Annotated in this window: 23 protein-coding genes; 17 read left to right on the top strand and 6 right to left on the bottom strand. The window is 62.0% G+C overall.

Going from position 1 to position 20496, the window contains the following annotated elements; translation table 11 throughout:
- Positions 1 to 25 precede the first annotated feature (25 nt).
- The 3 genes from siaB to siaD are packed head-to-tail and all read left to right on the top strand — an operon-like array spanning position 26 to position 1788.
- Positions 26 to 568 (top strand): biofilm regulation protein kinase SiaB, encoded by a 543-nt coding sequence (gene siaB, locus ACKPCU_RS03650; RefSeq protein WP_104736520.1) that lies wholly within the window; start codon positions 26 to 28, stop codon positions 566 to 568.
- A gap of 22 nt (positions 569 to 590) precedes the next feature.
- A complete protein-coding gene (gene siaC / locus ACKPCU_RS03645; RefSeq protein ID WP_104736521.1) occupies positions 591 to 968 on the top strand; it encodes a biofilm regulation phosphoprotein SiaC in 378 nt (125 codons plus the stop codon).
- A 7-nt stretch (positions 969 to 975) separates the two neighbouring features.
- Positions 976 to 1788, top strand: a complete 813-nt coding sequence (siaD, locus tag ACKPCU_RS03640) for a biofilm regulation diguanylate cyclase SiaD (protein WP_104736522.1) — start codon at positions 976 to 978, stop codon at positions 1786 to 1788.
- A gap of 20 nt (positions 1789 to 1808) precedes the next feature.
- Here siaD and ACKPCU_RS03635 read toward each other — a convergent pair whose 3' ends face one another.
- Positions 1809 to 2963 carry a PilT/PilU family type 4a pilus ATPase gene (locus tag ACKPCU_RS03635; RefSeq protein WP_321349984.1) on the bottom strand — a complete coding sequence of 385 codons (1155 nt, stop codon included), beginning with the start codon at positions 2961 to 2963 and terminating at the stop codon, positions 1809 to 1811.
- A gap of 61 nt (positions 2964 to 3024) precedes the next feature.
- Complete coding sequence (locus ACKPCU_RS03630; RefSeq protein WP_104736524.1) at positions 3025 to 4059, bottom strand: type IV pilus twitching motility protein PilT; 1035 nt, start codon at positions 4057 to 4059, stop codon at positions 3025 to 3027.
- Between the two features lie 77 nt (positions 4060 to 4136).
- Between ACKPCU_RS03630 and ACKPCU_RS03625 the strand changes: the two genes are divergently transcribed.
- From ACKPCU_RS03625 to ACKPCU_RS03570, 12 genes are all read left to right on the top strand, one after another.
- A complete protein-coding gene (locus ACKPCU_RS03625) occupies positions 4137 to 4823 on the top strand; it encodes a YggS family pyridoxal phosphate-dependent enzyme (protein ID WP_321349981.1) in 687 nt (228 codons plus the stop codon).
- A 24-nt stretch (positions 4824 to 4847) separates the two neighbouring features.
- Positions 4848 to 5666: a pyrroline-5-carboxylate reductase gene (gene proC, locus ACKPCU_RS03620; protein ID WP_321349980.1), complete on the top strand. Its 819-nt coding sequence runs from the start codon at positions 4848 to 4850 to the stop codon at positions 5664 to 5666.
- A 13-nt stretch (positions 5667 to 5679) separates the two neighbouring features.
- On the top strand, positions 5680 to 6270 hold the full coding sequence (locus ACKPCU_RS03615; RefSeq protein ID WP_321349978.1) for a YggT family protein: 591 nt from the start codon (positions 5680 to 5682) through the stop codon (positions 6268 to 6270).
- Between the two features lie 8 nt (positions 6271 to 6278).
- Positions 6279 to 6569 carry a DUF167 family protein gene (locus ACKPCU_RS03610; protein WP_104736528.1) on the top strand — a complete coding sequence of 97 codons (291 nt, stop codon included), beginning with the start codon at positions 6279 to 6281 and terminating at the stop codon, positions 6567 to 6569.
- 124 nt (positions 6570 to 6693) lie between these two features.
- Complete coding sequence (gene metX / locus ACKPCU_RS03605) at positions 6694 to 7836, top strand: homoserine O-succinyltransferase MetX (protein ID WP_104736529.1); 1143 nt, start codon at positions 6694 to 6696, stop codon at positions 7834 to 7836.
- 2 nt (positions 7837 to 7838) lie between these two features.
- A complete protein-coding gene (gene metW, locus ACKPCU_RS03600) occupies positions 7839 to 8429 on the top strand; it encodes a methionine biosynthesis protein MetW (protein WP_321351729.1) in 591 nt (196 codons plus the stop codon).
- A gap of 22 nt (positions 8430 to 8451) precedes the next feature.
- On the top strand, positions 8452 to 8883 hold the full coding sequence (locus ACKPCU_RS03595) for a DUF4426 domain-containing protein (protein ID WP_321349974.1): 432 nt from the start codon (positions 8452 to 8454) through the stop codon (positions 8881 to 8883).
- On the top strand, positions 8873 to 9481 hold the full coding sequence (gene rdgB, locus ACKPCU_RS03590; RefSeq protein ID WP_321349973.1) for an RdgB/HAM1 family non-canonical purine NTP pyrophosphatase: 609 nt from the start codon (positions 8873 to 8875) through the stop codon (positions 9479 to 9481). The genes ACKPCU_RS03595 and rdgB overlap by 11 nt, the downstream gene beginning before the upstream one ends.
- Positions 9482 to 9537: 56 nt before the next feature.
- Positions 9538 to 10716: a radical SAM family heme chaperone HemW gene (hemW, locus tag ACKPCU_RS03585; protein ID WP_321351727.1), complete on the top strand. Its 1179-nt coding sequence runs from the start codon at positions 9538 to 9540 to the stop codon at positions 10714 to 10716.
- A 229-nt stretch (positions 10717 to 10945) separates the two neighbouring features.
- Positions 10946 to 12109 (top strand): iron-containing alcohol dehydrogenase, encoded by a 1164-nt coding sequence (locus tag ACKPCU_RS03580; protein ID WP_321349971.1) that lies wholly within the window; start codon positions 10946 to 10948, stop codon positions 12107 to 12109.
- A gap of 16 nt (positions 12110 to 12125) precedes the next feature.
- A complete protein-coding gene (locus ACKPCU_RS03575; RefSeq protein ID WP_321349969.1) occupies positions 12126 to 12563 on the top strand; it encodes an acyl-CoA thioesterase in 438 nt (145 codons plus the stop codon).
- Positions 12563 to 13111 carry a DUF922 domain-containing protein gene (locus ACKPCU_RS03570; protein ID WP_321349968.1) on the top strand — a complete coding sequence of 183 codons (549 nt, stop codon included), beginning with the start codon at positions 12563 to 12565 and terminating at the stop codon, positions 13109 to 13111. The genes ACKPCU_RS03575 and ACKPCU_RS03570 overlap by 1 nt, the downstream gene beginning before the upstream one ends.
- 88 nt (positions 13112 to 13199) lie before the next feature.
- Here the strand turns inward: ACKPCU_RS03570 and gloA are convergent, their stop codons facing one another.
- The 3 genes from gloA to ACKPCU_RS03555 form a co-directional block, all read right to left on the bottom strand.
- Positions 13200 to 13730, bottom strand: coding sequence for a lactoylglutathione lyase (gene gloA, locus ACKPCU_RS03565; RefSeq protein WP_321349966.1), 531 nt, complete (start codon positions 13728 to 13730; stop codon positions 13200 to 13202).
- 250 nt (positions 13731 to 13980) lie between these two features.
- On the bottom strand, positions 13981 to 14841 hold the full coding sequence (locus ACKPCU_RS03560; protein ID WP_321349964.1) for a crotonase/enoyl-CoA hydratase family protein: 861 nt from the start codon (positions 14839 to 14841) through the stop codon (positions 13981 to 13983).
- Between the two features lie 165 nt (positions 14842 to 15006).
- Positions 15007 to 16050, bottom strand: a complete 1044-nt coding sequence (locus tag ACKPCU_RS03555) for an AraC family transcriptional regulator (RefSeq protein ID WP_321349962.1) — start codon at positions 16048 to 16050, stop codon at positions 15007 to 15009.
- Positions 16051 to 16216: 166 nt separating this feature from the next.
- Here ACKPCU_RS03555 and ACKPCU_RS03550 point away from each other — a divergent pair, with 166 nt between their 5' ends.
- Positions 16217 to 17239, top strand: coding sequence for a PNPOx family protein (locus ACKPCU_RS03550; protein ID WP_321349961.1), 1023 nt, complete (start codon positions 16217 to 16219; stop codon positions 17237 to 17239).
- Here ACKPCU_RS03550 and ACKPCU_RS03545 read toward each other — a convergent pair.
- A complete protein-coding gene (locus ACKPCU_RS03545; RefSeq protein ID WP_321349959.1) occupies positions 17236 to 18405 on the bottom strand; it encodes a GGDEF domain-containing protein in 1170 nt (389 codons plus the stop codon). The genes ACKPCU_RS03550 and ACKPCU_RS03545 overlap by 4 nt on opposite strands.
- A gap of 218 nt (positions 18406 to 18623) precedes the next feature.
- Between ACKPCU_RS03545 and ACKPCU_RS03540 the strand changes: the two genes are divergently transcribed.
- Positions 18624 to 20495 (top strand): sensor domain-containing diguanylate cyclase, encoded by a 1872-nt coding sequence (locus ACKPCU_RS03540; protein ID WP_321349957.1) that lies wholly within the window; start codon positions 18624 to 18626, stop codon positions 20493 to 20495.
- Position 20496 lies beyond the last annotated feature (1 nt).

Below are 20496 nucleotides of genomic sequence, written 5' to 3'. Positions count from 1 at the left end.
ACCGCCCGACCGCACAGGAGTTGTAATGGACAATATCGACCTATTCTCGATGCGCGAGAGCTTCAACAGCCAGCAGATCTTGCTGTGTTTCAACGGCCCGATTTCGCGCAGCCTGATTGAAGAGATCGGCAATGCGTTGCGCAATTACCTGGCGGCCGACAGCGCACCCACCTCCGCGGCCATGGACGTATTCGCGGTCTATATCGAAATGACCCAGAACATCAGCCACTACACCCGAGGCAAGGGCTGGAGCGAGCCGGAAGCAGGCGCCACTGTGGTCGTCTCACGCAACCAGGAAGGGCGCTATGTGGTATCGGCGGGCAACCTGATCGAAAGCGCGGATGGCGACAGTCTAGTCAAAGCCATCGACGACCTGGCAAAGCTCGACAAGGCCGGCCTGAAGGCAGCCTACAAGGAGCAGCTTCGACGCCCGCGTGACGGCGAGCGCCCCTCCGGCGCCGGCTTGGGCCTGATCGATATTGCTCGCAAATCCAGCGCCCCGCTGCAGGCTTCCCTGCAGCCCGCCGCCAACGGCCGCAGCTTCTTCAGCCTGCGCGCCGTGATCTGACCGAACCAAGAGCCAAGTAACCATGAATGATTTCAGCATCCCAAGCTCGCAATCCACCCCGGAAGTCCGCAGCGACTGGGCCGCAGGCCAACTGCACATGGCCGGCGATTCCTACCCGGAAAACTCGTTCGACATGTTTCAGCAAGTATTCGACTGGATCGAATCCTACCTTGAGCAGGCCAACGCCGAGCTGAGCCTCGAGTTGCGTCTGCTATACCTGAATACCAGTAGCGTCAAAGCCATGATGGACGTCTTTGACTTGCTCGAAGCAGCTCACCAGGACGGCAAGCCGGTTCAGGTCAACTGGTACTACGACCCACAAAATGAACGCGTCGCGGAACTGGCTGAGGAGTTCAAGGAAGACTGTACGTTCACCTTCAACATCATCAGTCACTCCTGAGCACGCCATGAAAGAGTCAAAAGGGGACCTTGAAACGCAGATCAGCCAGTTGCTGGAGCAAACTGCCTACCAGGACAGTCCTCTCTACGCACCGCTGCGCGAACTGTGGACAGCCCATCAGGACCTGGCACGGCGCATCGACCGGATCAGCCACATCTCTGACGGCTACCAGAGCATGGCCAGGCAGCGAGAGCAATCACTGACCGAGCGCCTCAACAAGCAACTGCGTCAATTGGAAAAGGTCGCCCGCATCTCGGATCGCTACCAGAACATGATGCGCGACCTGAACGAGGCCCTGCGCGAAGCGTCAACCCACGACGCGCTGACCGGCCTGGGTAACCGTCGCCTGCTGGTAGACCGCCTGAAGAAGGAAGCAGAGCGCTATATCCGCTATCAGCGCCCGTTCAGTCTCGCCATGCTGGATGTGGACCACTTCAAGAGCATCAATGACCGTTACGGTCACGAAGTCGGTGACGGGGCACTGGTCGAGCTGGCCCGCGTTCTGGATGCGGAAATCCGCGACAGCGACCTGTGCGGCCGCTGGGGTGGTGAGGAGTTTTTGATCCTGCTGCCGGAAACCGGCAGCGACGAAGCGACGCTGGTGATGGAGCGGGTCCGCACCGCGGTGGAGCGTCTGGGCATTCGAGTACAGGACGAACTGGTCGGCATGACCGTCAGTATCGGCATCGCCCAGCACGGTAAGAACAGCAGCTATTCCGATACCATTAGCCAGGCCGATCACGCCCTGCTTGAAGCCAAACGCGGTGGCCGCAACCGTCTGAGCACAGCAACCAATAACGCACCCGCCGTCAGCGAGTGACGGCGGTAACAGGCCATGCCTCAGAAGCGGCGCGTGCGTGAGGCGACCTCTTCCTCTTCCTCCAGCGATAGCCCGTTACTGAGCTGATCTTCCATCAGGTGCTGGCCGTCGGTCTCGGACCCCAGCTTGATCATCAGACGCAGGTCGTTCGCCGAGTCAGCGTGCAGCAGCGCATCTTCATAGGTGATCTCCCCTGCGCTGTAGAGCTTGTACAACGCCTGATCGAAGGTCTGCATGCCCAGCTCGTTCGAGCGCGCCATCAGTGGCTTGAGCTCGTGCACCTCGCCCTTGCGGATCAGGTCGGCTGCCAGCGGGGTATTGAGCATCACCTCAATTGCCGCGCGACGCCCCTTGCCGTCTGGTGTCGGGATCAATTGCTGGGCAACGATGGCCTTGAGGTTTAGCGACAGGTCCATCCAGACCTGATCGTGCATCTCATTCGGGAAAAAGTGAATGATCCGGTCCAGCGCCTGGTTGGCATTGTTGGCGTGCAGGGTTGCCAGACACAGGTGACCGGTTTCAGCGAAGGCAACCGCGTGGTCCATGGTCTCCTTGGACCGCACCTCACCGATCAGAATCACGTCCGGCGCCTGCCGCAGGGTGTTCTTCAGTGCGACCTCAAACGAGTCGGTATCGATACCAACCTCGCGCTGGGTCACGATGCAGTTCTGGTGCTGATGAATGAATTCGATCGGGTCTTCGATGGTAATAATATGGCCGCTGGAATTCTTGTTGCGATAGCCAATCATCGACGCCAGCGAGGTCGACTTACCGGTCCCGGTGGCACCAACGAAGATGACCAGACCACGCTTGGTCATGGCCAGTTGCTTGAGCACCTCCGGCAAGCGCAGATCTTCCATGGTCGGGATGTTGATCTCGATCCGACGCAGCACCATACCCACCAGATTGCGCTGGTAGAACGAGCTGACCCGGAAGCGACCAATACCACGTGCGCTGATGGCGAAGTTGCACTCACGCTTCTCGGCAAACTCGCGGCGCTGTGCTTCGGTCATCACGCCCAGCACGGTTTCGCGGGTCTGTTCCGGTGAAAGCGGGGTTTTGGTAACCGGCAGAATCTTGCCGTTGACCTTCATGCTCGGCGGTACACCGGCGGTAATAAAAAGGTCGGACGCGCCCTTCTCGACCATCAACCGCAACAGCTTCTCGAACTCCATGCGTTGCCTCTACCTTTCCTTCATGGCGACAGGCACACCGCCGCCGGCACTATTGTTGAACTCAGAACCCGTCAGCGACCTTGGCCTTTTCACGCGCGCTTTCCTTGCTGACCAGCCCCTTGGCGACCAACGACTTCAGACACATGTCGAGGGTCTGCATGCCGAGGTTGCCACCGGTCTGGATCGCCGAGTACATCTGCGCGATCTTGTCTTCACGGATCAGGTTACGGATCGCCGGGGTACCGATCATGATTTCGTGGGCAGCCACCCGACCGCCGCCGATCTTCTTCAGCAGGGTCTGAGAGACAACCGCCTGTAGTGACTCGGACAGCATCGAGCGCACCATCGCTTTTTCTTCACCGGGGAACACGTCGACGATACGGTCAATGGTCTTCGCGGCCGACGTGGTGTGCAGGGTGCCGAACACCAGGTGACCGGTTTCTGCCGCAGTCAGCGCCAAACGGATGGTTTCCAAGTCACGCATCTCACCAACCAGGATAATATCCGGGTCTTCCCGCAGTGCCGAGCGCAACGCTTCGGCAAAGCCAAGTGTGTCACGGTGTACTTCACGCTGGTTGACCAGACACTTCTTCGACTCGTGAACAAATTCGATCGGGTCTTCAATGGTCAGGATGTGGTGATACTTGGTGGAGTTGAGATAGTCGAGCATGGCCGCGAGACTGGTCGACTTGCCCGAACCGGTCGGGCCGGTGACCAGCACCAGACCGCGCGGCACATCGGAAATTTTCTTGAACACATCGCCCATGCCCAGATCTTCCATGGTCAGTACCTTGGAAGGAATGGTCCGGAATACGGCGCCTGCGCCACGATTCTGGTTGAACGCATTGACCCGGAAGCGGGCCACACCGGGAACCTCGAACGAGAAGTCGGTTTCCAGAAACTCCTCATAGTCCTTGCGCTGCTTGTCATTCATGATGTCGTAGATCAGCGCATGAACCTGCTTGTGCTCCATCGCCGGTACGTTGATCCGGCGCACGTCGCCGTCAACACGGATCATGGGCGGCAGTCCTGCCGACAGGTGCAAGTCCGACGCGCCCTGTTTAGCGCTGAAGGCTAACAGCTCGGTAATATCCATAGGGTTCCCCATAACAACCTGCATGCATGTAGAATGCCCGCAGTGTCTATTCCATTGGCAAGGTATTAACGTCCGTAATGTCCACGATAGCAGAGAATATTGCAAACGTTCGTGAGCGCATCCGGCGGGCTGCTGAGGCAGCCGGGCGCCCAGCCGAGGCGGTTACCCTGCTGGCAGTCAGCAAGACTCGCCCAGCCAGCGCCATTCGCGACGCCTGGGCCGCAGGGCTGAAGGATATCGGCGAGAACTATCTGCAGGAAGCCCTGGACAAGATGGCCGAGCTGGGTGATCTGCCCTTGTGCTGGCACTTCATCGGCCCCATTCAATCCAACAAGACCCGCCCCATCGCCGAACACTTCGACTGGGTGCACAGCGTCGATCGCCTGAAGATCGCCCAGCGCCTCTCTGATCAGCGCCCGGAACATCTGCCGCCGTTGAATGTCTGCCTGCAGGTGAACATCAGCGCCGAGGACAGCAAATCCGGCGTCTCGCTGGCCGAGCTGCCGGAGCTGGCTGCGGCGGTCGCTGCGCTGCCACGCATTCGGCTACGCGGGCTGATGGCGATTCCGGCCCCGGCCGAGACCAGCGAAGCACGCCGCGCGCCGCTGGCGGCACTGCGCCAGGCAGCACAAAGCCTGCCGCTGGAACTCGACACGCTGTCGATGGGCATGAGCGATGACCTGACCGAAGCGGTACAGGAAGGTGCCACCATTGTGCGTATCGGCACCGCCCTGTTCGGGCAGCGCCAGTACCCCCACTCCTAACGCATGCAGAACGAGGTTTCCCACATGACTGCACCCGTAATCGGCTTTATCGGCGCTGGCAACATGGCTACCAGCCTGATCGGCGGCATGCTGCAGAAGAACGTCAAGCCGGCAAACCTGATCGCCAGCGACACCAAGGCCGAGCAGTGCGCCGCTCTGGAACGTCAGTTCCACATTCGCACCGCGACCGACAACGCAGTGCTCGCTGCCGAGTGCGACATCCTCCTGCTGGCAGTCAAGCCGCAGGTCATGCAGGACGTCTGCCGCGCACTGCCGCGCAGCCGCAAGCCGGGCCAACTGATCATATCAATTGCCGCCGGCATCACCTGCGGCAGCCTGGAAAACTGGCTTGGCGCCGGTACCGCCATCGTCCGCTGCATGCCCAACACACCGTCACTGCGTGGCCAGGGCGTCAGCGGCCTGTATGCCAACGCCGCGGTCAGCGACGAGCAGCGCGAGCAGGCCGAAAGCATCCTCAACGCGGTCGGTATCAGTGTCTGGCTGGAGGAAGAAAAACTGATCGACGCCGTCACTGCGGTGTCCGGTAGCGGTCCGGCCTACTTCTTCTATCTGATGGAAGCGATGATCGACGCGGGCGAAAAACTCGGCCTGCCACGTGACACCGCCGAGCGCCTGGCTCTGTTCACCGGCCTGGGTGCCGCCGACATGGCCGTGCACAGCGACGTCGACGTGGCCGAGCTGCGCCGCCGCGTTTGCTCGCCGAACGGCACCACCGAACGCGCCATCGAGACCTTCCGCAGCCAGGGGCTGCCGAAGATGGTCGACGACGCCATGCAGGCCTGCGCCGACCGCGCAGCCGAAATGTCCCGCGAGCTCGCCTGAGGATTGACTGCCCATGAACAGCCTGAATACGGCCGCCATCTACCTGCTGCAAACCCTCGGCAATCTCTACCTACTAGTGGTGCTGCTGCGCTTTCTGCTCCAGCTGGTCCGCGCCGATTTCTATAACCCGATCTCGCAGTTCATCGTCCGCGCCACCAAGCCGCTGTTGATGCCGCTGCGCCGGATCATTCCCGGTTACGGCGGGCTGGACTTCGCTTCGCTGGTCCTTGCGCTGGTGATTCAACTGGTGCTGATGGTGCTGATCATCGTACTGATGGGCTACGCGCTGCCGAACATTGTCCTGCTGGTCGCCTGGTCGGCCATTGGCATCCTCGCGCTGTTCGCCAAGATCTTCTTCTTTGTGCTGATCATCAGTGTGATCCTGTCATGGGTTGCCCAGGGCAGCTACAACCCGGCAGTGTTACTGATCAACCAGCTGTGCGAGCCGCTGCTCGCACCGATCCGCAGAATTCTGCCGGCGCTTGGCGGGCTGGACCTGTCACCGATCTTTGCCTTTATCGCCATTCGGCTGTTCGACATGTTGGTGATCGCCAATCTGGCGGCCGCGGCCAGCATGCCACGCGGCCTGACGCTGGCGTTGTAAGCCGGATCGTGGCCTTCTACTACTGGCAGGGCGAGGACTTGGTCCTCGACTGCCATCTGCAGCCCGGCGCCAAGCGCGCCGAGTTTGCCGGCCAGCATGGCGAACGGTTGAAAATCCGCATCAGCGCACCGCCCGTCGACGGCAAGGCTAACGACGCGCTGATCCGTTTTCTCGCCGATGCCTTTGCGGTCAGCCGCCAGCAGGTCAGCCTGCTCAGCGGTCAGACCAGCCGGCAGAAACGTATGTTGATCAAACAACCGCAGCAACTGCCCGAGGATCTGGCTATCAGCCGCGGCTGAATGTTGCACCGGACCAACGCCCTCTTTAGACTGGCGCCTCTATTATTGGCCCTTCGCCTGCCTGCAGCACCCCGGAGCAACCCTCCTGCGAAGTTCGGCCAAGCGACACAGGAACAGGTTACCGATGTCCAGACTACCTGCTGACTCCGTCGGCCTGGTCACCCCCCAGCGCCAGACCTTCACCGACCCTCTGCCCCTGGCCTGCGGCAAGCCGCTGAACAGCTACGAGCTGGTCTACGAGACCTACGGTGAACTCAACGCCAGCGCCAGCAACGCGGTGCTGGTCTGCCACGCCCTGTCCGGCCATCACCACGCCGCCGGCTACCACAGCGTCGATGACCGCAAGCCAGGCTGGTGGGACAACTGCATTGGCCCCGGCAAGGCCATCGACACCAATCGCTTCTTCGTCGTCAGCCTGAACAACCTCGGCGGCTGCCATGGCTCCACCGGCCCCTCCAGCATCAACCCGGAAACCGGCAAGAGCTACGGCGCCAGCTTCCCGGTACTGACCGTTGAAGACTGGGTCCACAGTCAGGCTCGGCTGGCCGACGTGCTGGGCATTCAGCAGTGGGCTGCGGTAGTCGGCGGCAGCCTTGGCGGTATGCAGGCGCTGCAGTGGGCAATCAGCTACCCGGAGCGCGTCCGCCACTGCGTGGCCATTGCCACCGCGCCCAAGCTGTCGGCGCAGAACATCGCCTTCAACGAAGTGGCCCGGCAGGCGATCATCACTGACCCGGACTTCCACAACGGCGACTACGCCGCCTTTGGCGTGATCCCCAAGCGCGGCCTGATGCTGGCGCGCATGGTCGGCCACATTACCTACCTGTCGGATGACTCGATGGGCGCCAAATTCGGCCGCGATCTGCGCTCCGATCAGCTCAACTACGACCTCACCAGCGTCGAGTTCGAGGTGGAAAGCTACCTGCGTTATCAAGGGCAGGAGTTCTCCGGCCGCTTTGACGCCAACACCTATCTGCTGATGACCAAGGCGCTGGACTACTTTGACCCGGCGGCAGCCAACGGCGGTGACCTGGCGCGCACCCTGGCAGGCCTCAAGGCGCGCTGCCTAGTGATGTCCTTTACCACCGACTGGCGCTTTTCACCGGCGCGCTCGCGCGAGCTGGTTGACGGCCTGCTGGCCGCCCGCAAGGACGTCTCCTATCTGGAGATCGAAGCAGCCCAGGGCCACGACGCCTTCCTGCTACCGATTCCCCGCTACATCGAGGCCCTGAGTGGCTACATGAACCGCATCGAGGTGAGCCAATGAACCTGCGCGCCGACCTTGAGATCATCCAGCAATGGATTCGCCCGGGCAGCCGGGTACTCGACCTGGGCTGCGGCGAGGGCCAGTTGCTGCGCCACCTGCGCGACCATAAGCAGGTGCAGGGCTACGGCCTGGAAATCGACCCGGACAAGATCAGCAGCTGTATCCGTCACGGCGTCAACGTGATGGAGCAGAACCTTGACGAAAGCCTCGACAACTTCGAAGACAACAGCTTCGACACCGTGGTCATGACCCAGTCGCTGCAGGCCATGCATTACCCTGACCGGGTGCTGGAAGACATGCTGCGCATCGGTCACGAAGGCATCCTGACCTTCCCCAACTTTGCCCACTGGCGCTGCCGCTGGTATCTGGGCACCAAGGGCCGCATGCCGGTGTCCGAGTTCATGCCCTACACTTGGTACAACACTCCAAACATCCATTTTTGTACCTTCAAGGACTTCGAGCAGCTGTGCCGTGAGCGCAACATCAAGGTGCTGGACCGTCTGGTGGTCGACCAGACCCACCAGAGCAGCTGGTTGAGTGGTCTGTGGCCCAACCTGCTGGGTGAAGTCGCGATCTACCGGGTCAGCCGCTAGTCCACTTTTGAGGAGAACTGCCATGTTTCGTCGTCTCTGCCTGCTGAGCCTGATGCTGCTCAGCCTCAACGTCTTCGCCGGTCCCGAGCCCACCCGCTTCGGTGATCTGGTGGTCTACCACAACGTATTCAACAGCAGTCTGCTGCAACCCGACATCGCCGCCAACGCTGGCCTCAAGCGTGGCCCGACCCACGGTGTGCTCAACGTCGCCGTGCAGCGCGCCGACGGCAGCGCGGTCGACGCTATCCTTAAGGGCGAAGTACGCAGCCTGATCGGCCAGCCGACAACCCTCGACTTCAAGCGCATTCAGGAAGGCGACGCCATCTACTTTGTCGCCAACTACACCGCCACCCAGCGCGGCATCTTGCTGTTCAAGGTCGATATTCAAGCCGAAGAAGGCGCCATGGTGCACAGCCTGAGCTTCCAGCAGGAATTCTTCCCCGATGACCAATAAAACTGCCCTGCCCTTCAGTGAGTTAGTGCTCGCCAGCAACAACAAGGGCAAGCTTGCTGAACTCCAGGCCATGCTGGGTGACAGCATCACCGTCCGCCCGCAAAGCGATTTCACCGATATCGAAGCCGAGGAAACCGGGCTGACCTTCGTCGAAAACGCGCTGATCAAGGCGCGTCACGCCGCCCGCGCCTCGGGCCTGCCGGCGCTGGCCGACGACTCCGGTCTCGCGGTCGATGCCCTCGGCGGCGCGCCCGGCATCTACTCTGCCCGCTACGCAGGCGGTGGCGGCGACGCCGCCAACAACGCCAAGCTGCTTGAAGCGCTGAAGGACGTACCGGACACCGAGCGCGGCGCCCAATTTATCTGCGCACTGGCACTGCTGCGCCACGCCGAAGACCCGATCCCGCTGATCTGCGAAGGTGCCTGGGAAGGGCGCATCCTGCACGCCGCCAGCGGCGAGCACGGTTTTGGCTATGACCCGCTGTTCTGGGTACCGGAGCGCGATTGCTCCAGCGCCGAACTCAGTCCGCAAGAGAAGAACCAGCTCAGCCACCGCGCCCGCGCCATGGCGCTGTTGAAGACCAGGCTGGGCCTGTGAAGCCACAAGCGGCAAGCGGCAAGCGGCAAGCAAACCCAAACGCCAGCACGGACCGCTTGCAGCTTGAGGGGGCAACGCCCCCGTCTTGTGGCTTGCAGCCGCCGCCCCTGGCGGCGTACATCCACATCCCCTGGTGCGTAAAGAAGTGTCCCTACTGTGACTTCAACTCGCACACCAGTCACGATGCCCTGCCGGAAACCGAGTACGTTGACGCTCTGATCGAGGATCTGGAACAGGATCTGCGCTTGCTCGACAGCTTGCCCGCCCGGCCGCTAACGTCGATTTTCTTCGGTGGCGGCACGCCGAGTCTGTTCTCGGCCGCCGTGCTGGATCGCTTCCTGCAGGCGCTGAATCAGCGCGTGCCGTTCGCAGACGATATCGAAATCACCCTCGAAGCCAACCCCGGCACCTTTGAGCAGGCCAAGTTTCGCGACTACCGTCTGGCCGGCATCAACCGCCTGTCGATCGGCATCCAGAGCTTCAACCCCGAACACCTGAAGGCGCTGGGCCGTATCCATGATGACCGCGAAGCCCTCGGCGCGGTGGACATGGCGCGCCGCGCCGGCTTCGACAACCTTAACCTCGACCTGATGCATGGCCTGCCGAATCAGGAGCACGCCCAGGCGATGGCCGATCTGGATCAGGCTATGGCGCTCGCGCCTGAGCACCTGTCCTGGTATCAGCTGACGCTGGAGCCGAACACCGTGTTTTACTCGCGCCCGCCCACGCTGCCCGAGGAAGACATTCTCTGGTCGATTCAGGAAGCCGGGTTGCAGCGCCTGGCCGCTGGCGGCTACGCCCAGTACGAGATTTCTGCCTATGCTCGTGACGGCCGCCGTGCCCGCCATAACCTGAACTACTGGCAGTACGGCGACTTTCTCGGCCTGGGCGCCGGCGCCCACGGCAAGCTGACCAACGCCAGCGGCCAGGTACAGCGCTACTGGAAAACCCGCTTGCCCAAGGACTACCTGAGCCCGGACAAGGCCTATCTGGCCGGCAGCAAGACGCTGGACGCAGACGAGCTGCCGTTCGATTTTCTGATGAACGCCCTGCGGCTGGTCGATGGTGTGCCCAGCGCCTGGTACGCCGAGCGCACCGGCCAGTCGCTGGAGCAGATCGCCGACACCCTGAACCAGGCCGAAGCCAAGGGCCTGCTCGAGCCCTGGGGCCAGCAGCTACGCCCGACCGAACGCGGCCGACTGTTCCTCAACGACTTGCTGGAGATGTTCCTCTAGGCCGCTTGGGAAGGCCGAGTTGAAATTCGCCTCTCCCGCCCTGCCGCGCTGTAAATTACCATCGGTAACATCAATAGCCCTTGCCGCATGAACGTACAGTCAGCAGAATTGACTCAGTCTGGAAACTGATTTCGATCTCGCCAGCCGGTGACTACCCGGCGACGACCACACAACAACCGCGGCCCACGGGCACGCAGCAGATCGAACCCGCACCCAACCCGGAGGCCCGATGAATCCCTTCAGCTTTGCCACCACCGCGCAGATCCTCTGCGAATCCGGTTCCGCCAGCCAGCTCGGCGAGCTGTGCAAGGTCCGCGACGCCCACCGCGTGCTGATTGTCACCGACCCCGGCATCACCAAGATCGGCCTGCTCAGCGGCGTAGTGCCGACCCTGAGCAGCGCTGGCATTGCCGTTGAGGTATTCGATCAGGTCGAGGCCGATCCGCCGGAGTCCGTGGTCCTGGCGGCCGTTGAGCAGGCCAAGGCCATGCAGGCCGAGCTGATCATCGGCTTCGGCGGCGGCAGCTCGATGGACGTGGCCAAGCTGGTTGCCCTGCTCGCGCATCCGAGCTGCACGCAGACCCTGCAGGACATCTACGGCGTCGGCAATGCCCGCGGCCAGCGCCTGCCGCTGATTCAGGTACCGACTACCGCCGGCACCGGCTCGGAAGTGACCCAGATCGCGATCATCACCACCGGCGCTACTACCAAGATGGGCGTGGTGTCACCGATTCTGCTGCCGGATCTGGCCCTGCTGGATGCCGACCTGACCCTCGGCCTGCCCGCCCACGTCACCGCCGCCACCGGCATCGACGCCATGGTGCACGCCATCGAGGCCTACACCAGCAAACTGAAGAAGAACCCGCTGTCCGACATGCTCGCCCGCGAGGCCCTGCGCCTGCTGGCCGGCAACCTGGATGCGGTGGTGCAGGACGGTCAGAACCGCGAAGCCCGTCAGGCCATGCTGCTCGGCGCCCTGCTCGCCGGTCAGGCCTTCGCCAACGCGCCGGTCGCTGCGGTCCACGCGCTGGCCTACCCGCTAGGCGGTCACTTCCACATTCCCCACGGCCTGTCGAACGCGCTGGTGCTGCCAACTGTCGTTGAATTCAACGCTCCGGCTGCCGCGCCGCTGTATGCCGAGCTGGCACCACTGATCGTCGGCCCCGGACTGGTTGCCGGTGACGCCGACAGCCTTACCGCCCAGATGATCAGCGCACTGGCTGAGCTGAGCCCGCGCTGTGGCCTGCCGAGCCGTCTGCGCGACGCTGGCGTACCGAAAGACAAACTGGAAATGCTGGCCAAGGACGCCATGCTGCAGCAGCGTCTGCTGGTCAACAACCCACGCGAGGTCACCGAAGCGGACGCGCTGGCCATCTACAACAAGGCTTACTGAGCCAAGCGGAGCATTTATGAGTACGAGCAAGCCCACGCGCAGCGATTACCCCTACCTGCACGCCATCACCACCCGCTGGCACGACAACGACATCTATGGCCACGTCAACAACGTGACCTACTACAGCTACTTCGACAGCGCGGTAAACAGCTGGCTGATCGCCGAAGGCGGGCTGGATATCCATACCGGCGATCAGGTCGCCTTTGTGGTCAGCTCCAACTGCGACTACTTCGCGCCCATCGCCTTTCCTGACGCCATCGAGATTGGCGTCAAGGTCGCGCGCCTGGGCAGCAGCTCGGTGCATTACGAACTGGCCGTGTTCAAACAGGGCCGTGAAGAAGCCTGCGCGGCGGGCCGCTTCGTCCACGTATTCGTCGACCGCGCCAGCAATACCGCCTTCCCGATCCCCAACTGCTGCCGCGCCGCCCTTGAGCGGCTGATGGACCCGATCTGATGCGCCGCCGGTGGCTGTTGCCGCTGCTGCTTGGTCCGCTGCTGCTGGCGGCAGGCCCGAGCAGCGCCGAGCCCCGCCTGCAGAGCCGGGTGGAGAGTTTTGATGTCAGTGGCGCCACCGTCGACACCATCCGCGCCAGCCTGAACCGCAACCGCCAGCACAGCGCCAACCGGGTCAACTGGAACTTCCGCTGGGAGTCCACGCCCGGTCAGTGCCGCATCACCGAAGCGACCACAGACGTCAGCATCACCGCCTACATACCGCAACTGCAGCCCGACCCGCAGCGCACCGCCAGCGTACAGGCACAATGGGACAGCTACCTGCTTGCCCTGCAGCTGCATCATGATGGTCATGTAGAGTTGGCAATGAACGCCGCCAGACAGATCGAACAGGCAATTCAAAACCTGCCGCCCGCGGCCTCCTGCGAGCAACTGCAACAAGCCGCCAACGCCACCGGCCGCCGCCTGCTGGAACAGCTTGCTATCGACGACCGCGAATACGACAAACGCACCCAGCAGGGGACGCTGGAGGGTGCGCACTTCCCGTAGATACCGTCTTCACGTCTGCACGATCCCTCTTCCCGCCAAGCCCCCCCCGGCAGACTGGGCACGGCATGCAGTGCCCCCACGATACCGATTACGCCATCCCACCCGGCGCAAAGATCTCGATCCAGTAGCCATCCGGGTCACGGATAAAGGCGATGTTGTGCATCTTGCCGTCCTGCGGGCGCTTCACGAAGGACACACCCAGCTCCTCAAAGCGCGCGCAAGCCGCCTCCAGATCCGGCACAGCAAAGCCGATATGGCCAAAGCCGCGTGGATCTTCGTTGCCGTTGTGATAACTGAATTCCGGATCGCCTTCGGTGCCCCAATTGTGGGTCAGCTCCAGCATGGCCGGACGACCGAAGGTCTGGTGGGTGCGCTCGACCGGATCGTCAGACCAGGTGTCGAGCGCGTTACTGTCGACCGCGGCCAGAAAATACAGGCTGAACTTGGCCGCCGGAAAATCCAGCTTCTTCACCAGCGTCATCCCCATCACGCGGGTATAGAAATCCAGCGTCGGCTCAGGGTCCTTGATGCGCAGCATGGTCTGGTTGAAGACAAAGCCCTCGGTAGCCGGATCGCGGCTCTCGCACAGGCCCGGGGCGGATTCAAAGTGACGACTCATGGCAACAGCTCCCATTGGGTAGAAAAGGCCAAAGCCTAACACTGAAACGCCCGCACACAGAACGTGCGCGGGCGTCGTATCCGGTCGGTAACGCGTCGCGCTTCCGACCGGCAGTTAAAGCGTCACCGAGGCAGGCAGTGCAAGGCGAAGTGAAGACCAAAAAGCGATCGGAGTCGCGCCCGACCTTACAAAGAGTAAGTGAGCATTTTTGGCCTTTGCTTCAACGCAGCAATGCCAACGCAGGTAGCTTTTATCGGAACTTGCGCTCTTCCCACCATGGGAAAAACGCAGGCTTGTCCGTGCTCGGACGCAACTTGAACTGCGGCGCACGCTTCTCCAGGAACGAACTGACTCCCTCTTTCGCATCTTCGGACTCACCCATAAAGGCAATCGCGCGGGAATCGATGATATGCGCTTCCATCGGATGATCCGCCGCCATCATGCGCCACAGCAGCTGACGGTTCAGCGCGGCGGACATGGCAGAAGTGTTGTCGGCAATCTCACGGGCCAGCTCGCGCGCGGCCGGCAGCAGTTCATCAGGCTCGTGGACGCTGCGCAGCAGACCGCCCTTGAGCGCTTCTTCGGCGCTGAAGACACGGCCGGTATAGACCCACTCGGCCGCCTGCATCGGGCCGACGAGGCGCGGCAGGAACCAGCTGGAGCAGGCTTCCATGGTGATGCCACGACGGGCAAACACGAAACCGAACTTGGCGTTGGTCGAGGCCATACGAATGTCAGCAGGCAGACTCATGGTCACGCCCACGCCGACAGCCGCGCCATTAAAGGCAACGATGACCGGCTTGAGGCACTCGTAGATACGCAGCGAGACAGTACCGCCGCCATCACGCAGGTCATCACCCTCGGGCTGATCCTGACGCTTGTGACGGTTGAAGGTATCACCGCCCTTCTCCAGGTCCGCACCGGCACAGAACGCACGGCCCGCACCGGTCATGATCACCACACGCACCGCATCATCGGCATCGGCAGCATCAAAGGCCGCAATCAGCTCACGACGCATCAGGCCGTTAAAGGCATTCATGCGGTCGGGACGGTTCAGCGTCAGCGTGAGGACACCGTCCTCCACCTGATAATCGAGGGTCTCGTACGTCATTGGGGCTCTTCCTGTTTGTTCAAATGCCGCCCAGTGTAGAACCGGCCAGTCACGGTAACCAGTTGAGTTACCGTGGCGTATGTGAGGGTATTGGTGGGGTGGATGGCAGATAGCAGAAAACCTCATGAGCGTGAGGATTCAGCACTCCGCCGATCAATCTCAACATTAATCCGCACGATCGTGCAGATTAATCTTTGCTGTGCGCGCTGTCGGCTCCGCCCGATACCAACGCCTGCAAGCCCGATAAAACGTACTCGCATCCTTAAACCCCAACTGCTCGCTTACCCGCTCCATGGTCAGGCCCTGCTCTATCAGAGCCTGGGCTAGCTCCCTACGTATCTGGTTGACCAGTTCGGTGTAGCTGGTGCCTTCCTGTTTCAGGTGCCGGTAGAGGGTCTGGCGGCTCATGTGCAGTTGGGCGCAGATGCGATCGAGGCTGAGGTTGTTAGGCAAACTCTGGCGAATACACTGGCTGACCGTGCGGCTCAGGCTGTTGCACTGCTCGACCTGCTGCAGGGTATCCAGCGCGCGCGCCTGGAGCATCTGCCGCAGATAGTCATTGGCGCCAGTGATCGGCGTATCCAGGAAACTGCGCGGCAGTTGCAGACTGTTGCGGCTGGCGTTGAAACACAGGTTGCGCCCGAGCAGTTGCTCGAAGGACTCAATCTGCTGCGGACGCGGGCGCATCAGTTCGCAGCTGAGCGGGGTCACGCTGGTGCCGGTCATTTCGGCTGACCAGCGCAGCAGAGCGCTGAGGCTACGCTCTACCGCGATCTGGGGGTAGGCGCGGTCGGGGGCGAATTCAACTGTCAGCGTCAGCGCGCGTTTGCCTTCGGTCAGCGTCCAGTGTTCCGTGGGGTTCATCAGCGCGATGTTGCGCTGGAATACCGCAAGCGCTTCGTCGGCACGGCGGCAGTGTCGCAACCAGCTGGCGAGCACGCCGTGGGCAGCCGGGTTGTAGTGCTGTCCGATGATCAGTCCAAGCTCGGGCCGTGTGCCGTGACGCTCGGCCAGCTGCCAGAGTATAAGCAGCAGGGTCTCGCTGGCCCGCTGCTCCTGCAGCGGCGCGGCGTTGGTGCGCTGATTGAGCAGCTTTTCACGGTAGATGCCGGCGCCGCGCAATTGCTGCGCGCTGACCACGTTCAACTCCAGCAGCAGGTCGTGCAGATCGAGTACCGCCACGGCCGATACGCTGGTGTGCTTGCCCATTTTGCCTCGCTCCTGAGGACTCTCCTGCCACGACTCTACCGGTCCACCCGCTGCCGTACCAGCACCAACGTGCAACCAAAAGCCAGACTATTTGAGCGCCGCTGCAATGGTCTGCCCAGCGCCCGCTGCCTAGCATCGACTGACCCGATCTAACGAGGAACATGCGATGCACGAACACCAGGTTGATTCGCTGAGCAAGCTGCGGGAGCTGATCCCCTCGCCACCGGCAATGATGCACAAGCGCCTGCAACGCGAACTGGACGACTACTGCCTGACCATCATCCGCCACGCCTCGGTCTGTGCGGTCGGCTTTATCGAAGACGCGCTGGATGTGACCTATCTGGACCTGCGCAACCATCCGGTGCTGCAGGCCGAAGGACACACCATTGTCTTGCCCTGGCCTGCGGGCAAACCGCAGCCGACCCTGCCACCGGCGGGGCTGGCCTGCAGCCTGTATTTCTTCCTGCCCGGCGTGGGCTTCAGTCTGCGCGCCAATGGCCGCTGCGTGCTGCAGCCGAATACGACCGGTGACGTGCTGACGTTTCAGGCCGACGCGCTGTTTCTGCATTGCTCGCGCGCCAAGGTGCGGGCGGATTTCTGGCGGGTGCGCGGCCCTGACCAGCCCTTCGTCGCGGAGGAAGGCGACGCCCTGAGCGAGCGCGCCCTAGCCTTTGTCGCAAAGGCGCCGTATCTGTTGATGCTGACCCAGCAGGGCGAGCATACCGAGCTGTCCCCACGCGGTGACCCTGAAGGTTTTGTGCAGTCCCTTGGCCCCGGCACCCTGCTGATCCCCGAACGCCCCGGCAACAAGGTGGCCTGCACTCTGACCAATATCATTGCCGACGGTGCACTGCGACTGTCGCTGATCCAGCCCGGCAACAGCACGGTGCTGTCGATCGCAGGTCAGGCCTGGGTCACCAGCGACCCAGAGACACTGAAGCCATTGGCGGTGAACAACAAAGCGCCCAAGGTAGCGACCGTGCTGGAGGTAGAGCGCTATCGCTTTCAGCACTGCCCCGAACTGGTCAGTGCCGGGCTATGGGATGCGGCGACCCACCTTCCCGAGAGGGCGATACCGGCATTCTCGAAAATGCTGTCCGAGCACATGAACGGCCGCGGCCTGCTCGGCAAGGCCACCACGCTGGTGGTGGATGCAGTGGTCAAGCACGACCTGCGCAACCTGTATTAACCGGGCATGGCCCGATTGCGGCCAGCGGCCTTGGCAGCATACAGCGCGCGGTCTGCGCGGCTGAGCAACGCTTCGATGGACGGGTCATCCGGCCGCCACTCGGTGAAGCCGATGCTGACCGTGATGTCGGGCAAGCCCGGCTCGCTGGTCCTCGCGGCCAGCAGCAACCGCTCAGCCAGCTCACCGGCCTGAGCCACGGTGGTTGCCGGCAGCAGTACGATAAATTCCTCGCCACCTACCCTGCCGAGCACATCAGCCTGTCGCATGGCATCCTCCATGTGCCGGCAGAATGCCTCCAACACGCGGTCACCGCACTGATGGCCGAACTGGTCGTTGATCGCTTTGAAATGATCCAGGTCGAGCGACAGCACCGAATAGGGCTTGCCGCTCCGCCTGCTGCGCTGGAGCAGGTCGCTGGCGGCTCCCACCACCGCTCGACGACTGCGCACGCCGGTAAGCGTATCGGTCATGGCCAGGTCTTCAAAGCGGCTTCGGATGCATTCGGACATGAGCAACAGGAAACCGATGTTAACGATCACCAGGCCGAAGGCGAAGGTGCCAAGGTAGAGCGCCTGCAACCAGGACACATCGAGCAAGCCCTGCCCATCCTGCGGCTGGAAGATGGCGTGCAGCCAGCGGGCACCAAACACCAGTGTCGAGAACGCGACCCAGAAACCGGTGAAGGGCAAACCCAGCCCGCGTTGCCTCCAGGCGCCTCTGCCGCAGCGTAGCTCTTGCGCAAACACGATGGTATGCATAAGGCTGGCAGCGAACACGTAGCCGGTTAAGCTAAGGTAACGTCCCCGCACGCTTTCTTCGACATGGGTAAAGTAGACCTGCCCGATCCAGGCCACTAAAAACAGCACGACCCAGCCCTTGAGCTGCGGCTGCCGACCGAAATACCTGGCGCTGCCAATCCAGTAGAGGGTGTAGGCCAGCATCGCTGCGGTGTTCTCGACAGTATATGTGAGCCATTGCGGCCCCACACCACGCAGGACAATCAGCATGCCCGACAGTGCCATCAGCAGCGACCCCGTCGCCCAGCAGCGAACGCCTGGAATACGTGGTGTGCTCGCGCGACCCAGCAACAGAAGCATGATGCCTATCACGCCGGTCAGCAGGCAGGCCAGCATAAGCAGGGTTTTGGGGTCGTAGGCGGGTGTCACGTCGATCGGTTCTGCGTCGTCAAATGCATCTCTTCATTATGAACGTTATAGGCAGGCTGCTGGCGCCACAAGTTTTGCCAATGATGACCAGATCGCGTGCGCCGCAGATGCTGTCAGTAGATCGGGCAGCACTGGCTACGAGACCTCACGTTCACCGAAGCGAGCGGGCTGGACTACTCTATCCATAAGGTGCGCCCCCGAAAAGGATAAGAACACGCTTGGCACGCTCCCCGATACACCGCCTCTCTCGTTACTACCGAACCCTGATGCTGCTGGGGTCGTTCATATTTCTGAGCATCGTTGGCCTGACAGTCTGGGTCGGCTGGAAGCAGGAGGAAGCCGTCGAAATAGCCATCGCCCAACAGCGGGTAGACGAAACGGCCATACGCCTGCAGGCCATGATCAAGGCCGCCAACGACACCGTCTCGCAGGCTGTGAGCTGGGCAAACACGTTCCCCCAGCACGCACCCTATCCGGGCAGTGCCGGATTGCGCCGTTCGGTGGAGCAGGCAATCCGGCAGTCCGAGCAGGGCACGTTCACCCTGGATCAGCGTGGCAATCTGCCGGCGCAGGAGCGCTTGGGACAGCTAATTGGCTTGAATTCAGTGCAGCAGGTAGACGCCACTCACGGTGTGTCGCATCTGGACCTGGCGATATCGTTGCTCGACCGCATGGGCAGTAGCCAGGCCACCTCGCCCTTTCTGCGCTGGACCTATTTCTTTTCCGCCAGTGAGGACTTACTAGCGCTGACTCCGTGGGCATCCAGTGCTGAGATGCTGGGCGAATCGCCCGATATCCCGACCTTTCTGCACAGCTCATGGCAGAATTACGACCTTACCAGAATGGCCCTGCCTGCCAACAATCCACAGCGCCAGGCGTTCTGGACTCCCGCCTACCTGGATCAGGTCGGTGCTGGCCTGATGGTCTCCCATGCGCAGCCGGTCTACTGGGGTGATGATTTCGTTGGGGTCGTCGCAGTCGATGTACTGCTCAACTTCCTGCATGAGGAACTACGCAACTTCCCCGATCAGGATGGCACGCTGCTGGTCGCCAACGCCTACGACCAGGTGCTGGCGAGGCGCGACCAAACCATCCAAAGCCACTCCGAGATCACGTCACTGAGCACGCTGCTGCCCATGTTGTCGGGCACGCCAGACGGGGTAAAGCAGCTCGGCGGCTCAGTCCAGCATGACAATCTGATGCTGGTGGACCAGTTGAATAACCCCCACTGGACGGTGCTTTTTCTCCTGCCACGCAACGCGATCACCGAAAGGGTAGTCGCGTCGTTCATGCCACAGCTGCTGCTGGCGCTAATCCTGGTGATTGGCGGCGCACTGGCCAACATCGTCCTTTGGCGCAGGTTTGTAGCGCCAACCATCAGTGTGGCCGAATACGTAGCCAAAACCGCGGATAATACTCCGCCCGATCCTCCCGAGGTGCCGCCGCTCTGGCGCCCGTGGGTTGCAGGCATGGTGCAAGCCTTTGTCGAACGTCGGCGGCTGTTCAACGACCTGGCGCAGGCCAACGCTGAGCTGGAGCTCAAGGTTGCCCAGCGCACACAGGAACTGATGGTCGCCAACAAGCAGCTAACCGCGCAGGCCAGCACCGACCCGCTTACCGGCGCCTATAACCGCCGCTACCTGTTTGAGCTACTGAGCGCAGAATACGCCAGAGCCCGGCGTAGCGCGGCAGCGATCTCGGTACTGCTGATCGACCTGGACCACTTCAAGCGCGTGAACGACAACTACGGCCACGACGCCGGAGATGCAGTCCTGCGTGAGTTTGTGGAACGGGCGCGGAATAGCGTACGCAGTTCGGACCGTATCTGCCGCTACGGCGGCGAGGAGTTCGTGGTATTGCTACCAGACTGTGAAGCAGAAGGCGCTATGGTTCTCGCTGAGCGCCTACGCCTCAGCGTGGCTGCCACTCCAATTCAGCACGCAGGCCACACTATCTTGGTCACCGTCAGCATTGGCGTTGCCATGCTCAGCTCGACTGATACCGAGCAAAGCCTGCTCAAACGCGCGGACCAGGCGCTCTATCGCGCCAAAAATGACGGCCGTAACCGGTCCGTGCTGGACATGGACTGAG

The sequence above is a fragment of the Halopseudomonas oceani genome (genome assembly GCF_963677335.1).
In the GTDB taxonomy this organism is placed as follows: Bacteria; Pseudomonadota; Gammaproteobacteria; order Pseudomonadales; family Pseudomonadaceae; genus Halopseudomonas; species Halopseudomonas oceani.
Note: the sequence above shows the minus strand (reverse complement) of the source record. Positions and strands in the feature narration are given on the sequence as shown.

Bases quoted from the DNA above. Each gene is read 5' to 3' on its own strand.
- ACKPCU_RS03550 (WP_321349961.1), top strand. From the start codon at position 16,217: ATGCACGAACACCAGGTTGATTCGCTGAGCAAGCTGCGGGAGCTGATC.
- ACKPCU_RS03630 (WP_104736524.1), bottom strand. From the start codon at position 4,059: ATGGATATTACCGAGCTGTTAGCCTTCAGCGCTAAACAGGGCGCGTCG.
- siaD (WP_104736522.1), top strand. From the start codon at position 976: ATGAAAGAGTCAAAAGGGGACCTTGAAACGCAGATCAGCCAGTTGCTG.
- rdgB (WP_321349973.1), top strand. From the start codon at position 8,873: ATGACCAATAAAACTGCCCTGCCCTTCAGTGAGTTAGTGCTCGCCAGC.
- ACKPCU_RS03580 (WP_321349971.1), top strand. From the start codon at position 10,946: ATGAATCCCTTCAGCTTTGCCACCACCGCGCAGATCCTCTGCGAATCC.
- ACKPCU_RS03555 (WP_321349962.1), bottom strand. From the start codon at position 16,050: ATGGGCAAGCACACCAGCGTATCGGCCGTGGCGGTACTCGATCTGCAC.
- ACKPCU_RS03570 (WP_321349968.1), top strand. From the start codon at position 12,563: ATGCGCCGCCGGTGGCTGTTGCCGCTGCTGCTTGGTCCGCTGCTGCTG.
- ACKPCU_RS03595 (WP_321349974.1), top strand. From the start codon at position 8,452: ATGTTTCGTCGTCTCTGCCTGCTGAGCCTGATGCTGCTCAGCCTCAAC.
- ACKPCU_RS03625 (WP_321349981.1), top strand. From the start codon at position 4,137: ATGTCCACGATAGCAGAGAATATTGCAAACGTTCGTGAGCGCATCCGG.
- gloA (WP_321349966.1), bottom strand. From the start codon at position 13,730: ATGAGTCGTCACTTTGAATCCGCCCCGGGCCTGTGCGAGAGCCGCGAT.
- ACKPCU_RS03575 (WP_321349969.1), top strand. From the start codon at position 12,126: ATGAGTACGAGCAAGCCCACGCGCAGCGATTACCCCTACCTGCACGCC.
- metX (WP_104736529.1), top strand. From the start codon at position 6,694: ATGTCCAGACTACCTGCTGACTCCGTCGGCCTGGTCACCCCCCAGCGC.
- ACKPCU_RS03560 (WP_321349964.1), bottom strand. From the start codon at position 14,841: ATGACGTACGAGACCCTCGATTATCAGGTGGAGGACGGTGTCCTCACG.
- proC (WP_321349980.1), top strand. From the start codon at position 4,848: ATGACTGCACCCGTAATCGGCTTTATCGGCGCTGGCAACATGGCTACC.
- siaC (WP_104736521.1), top strand. From the start codon at position 591: ATGAATGATTTCAGCATCCCAAGCTCGCAATCCACCCCGGAAGTCCGC.
- siaB (WP_104736520.1), top strand. From the start codon at position 26: ATGGACAATATCGACCTATTCTCGATGCGCGAGAGCTTCAACAGCCAG.
- ACKPCU_RS03635 (WP_321349984.1), bottom strand. From the start codon at position 2,963: ATGGAGTTCGAGAAGCTGTTGCGGTTGATGGTCGAGAAGGGCGCGTCC.
- ACKPCU_RS03615 (WP_321349978.1), top strand. From the start codon at position 5,680: ATGAACAGCCTGAATACGGCCGCCATCTACCTGCTGCAAACCCTCGGC.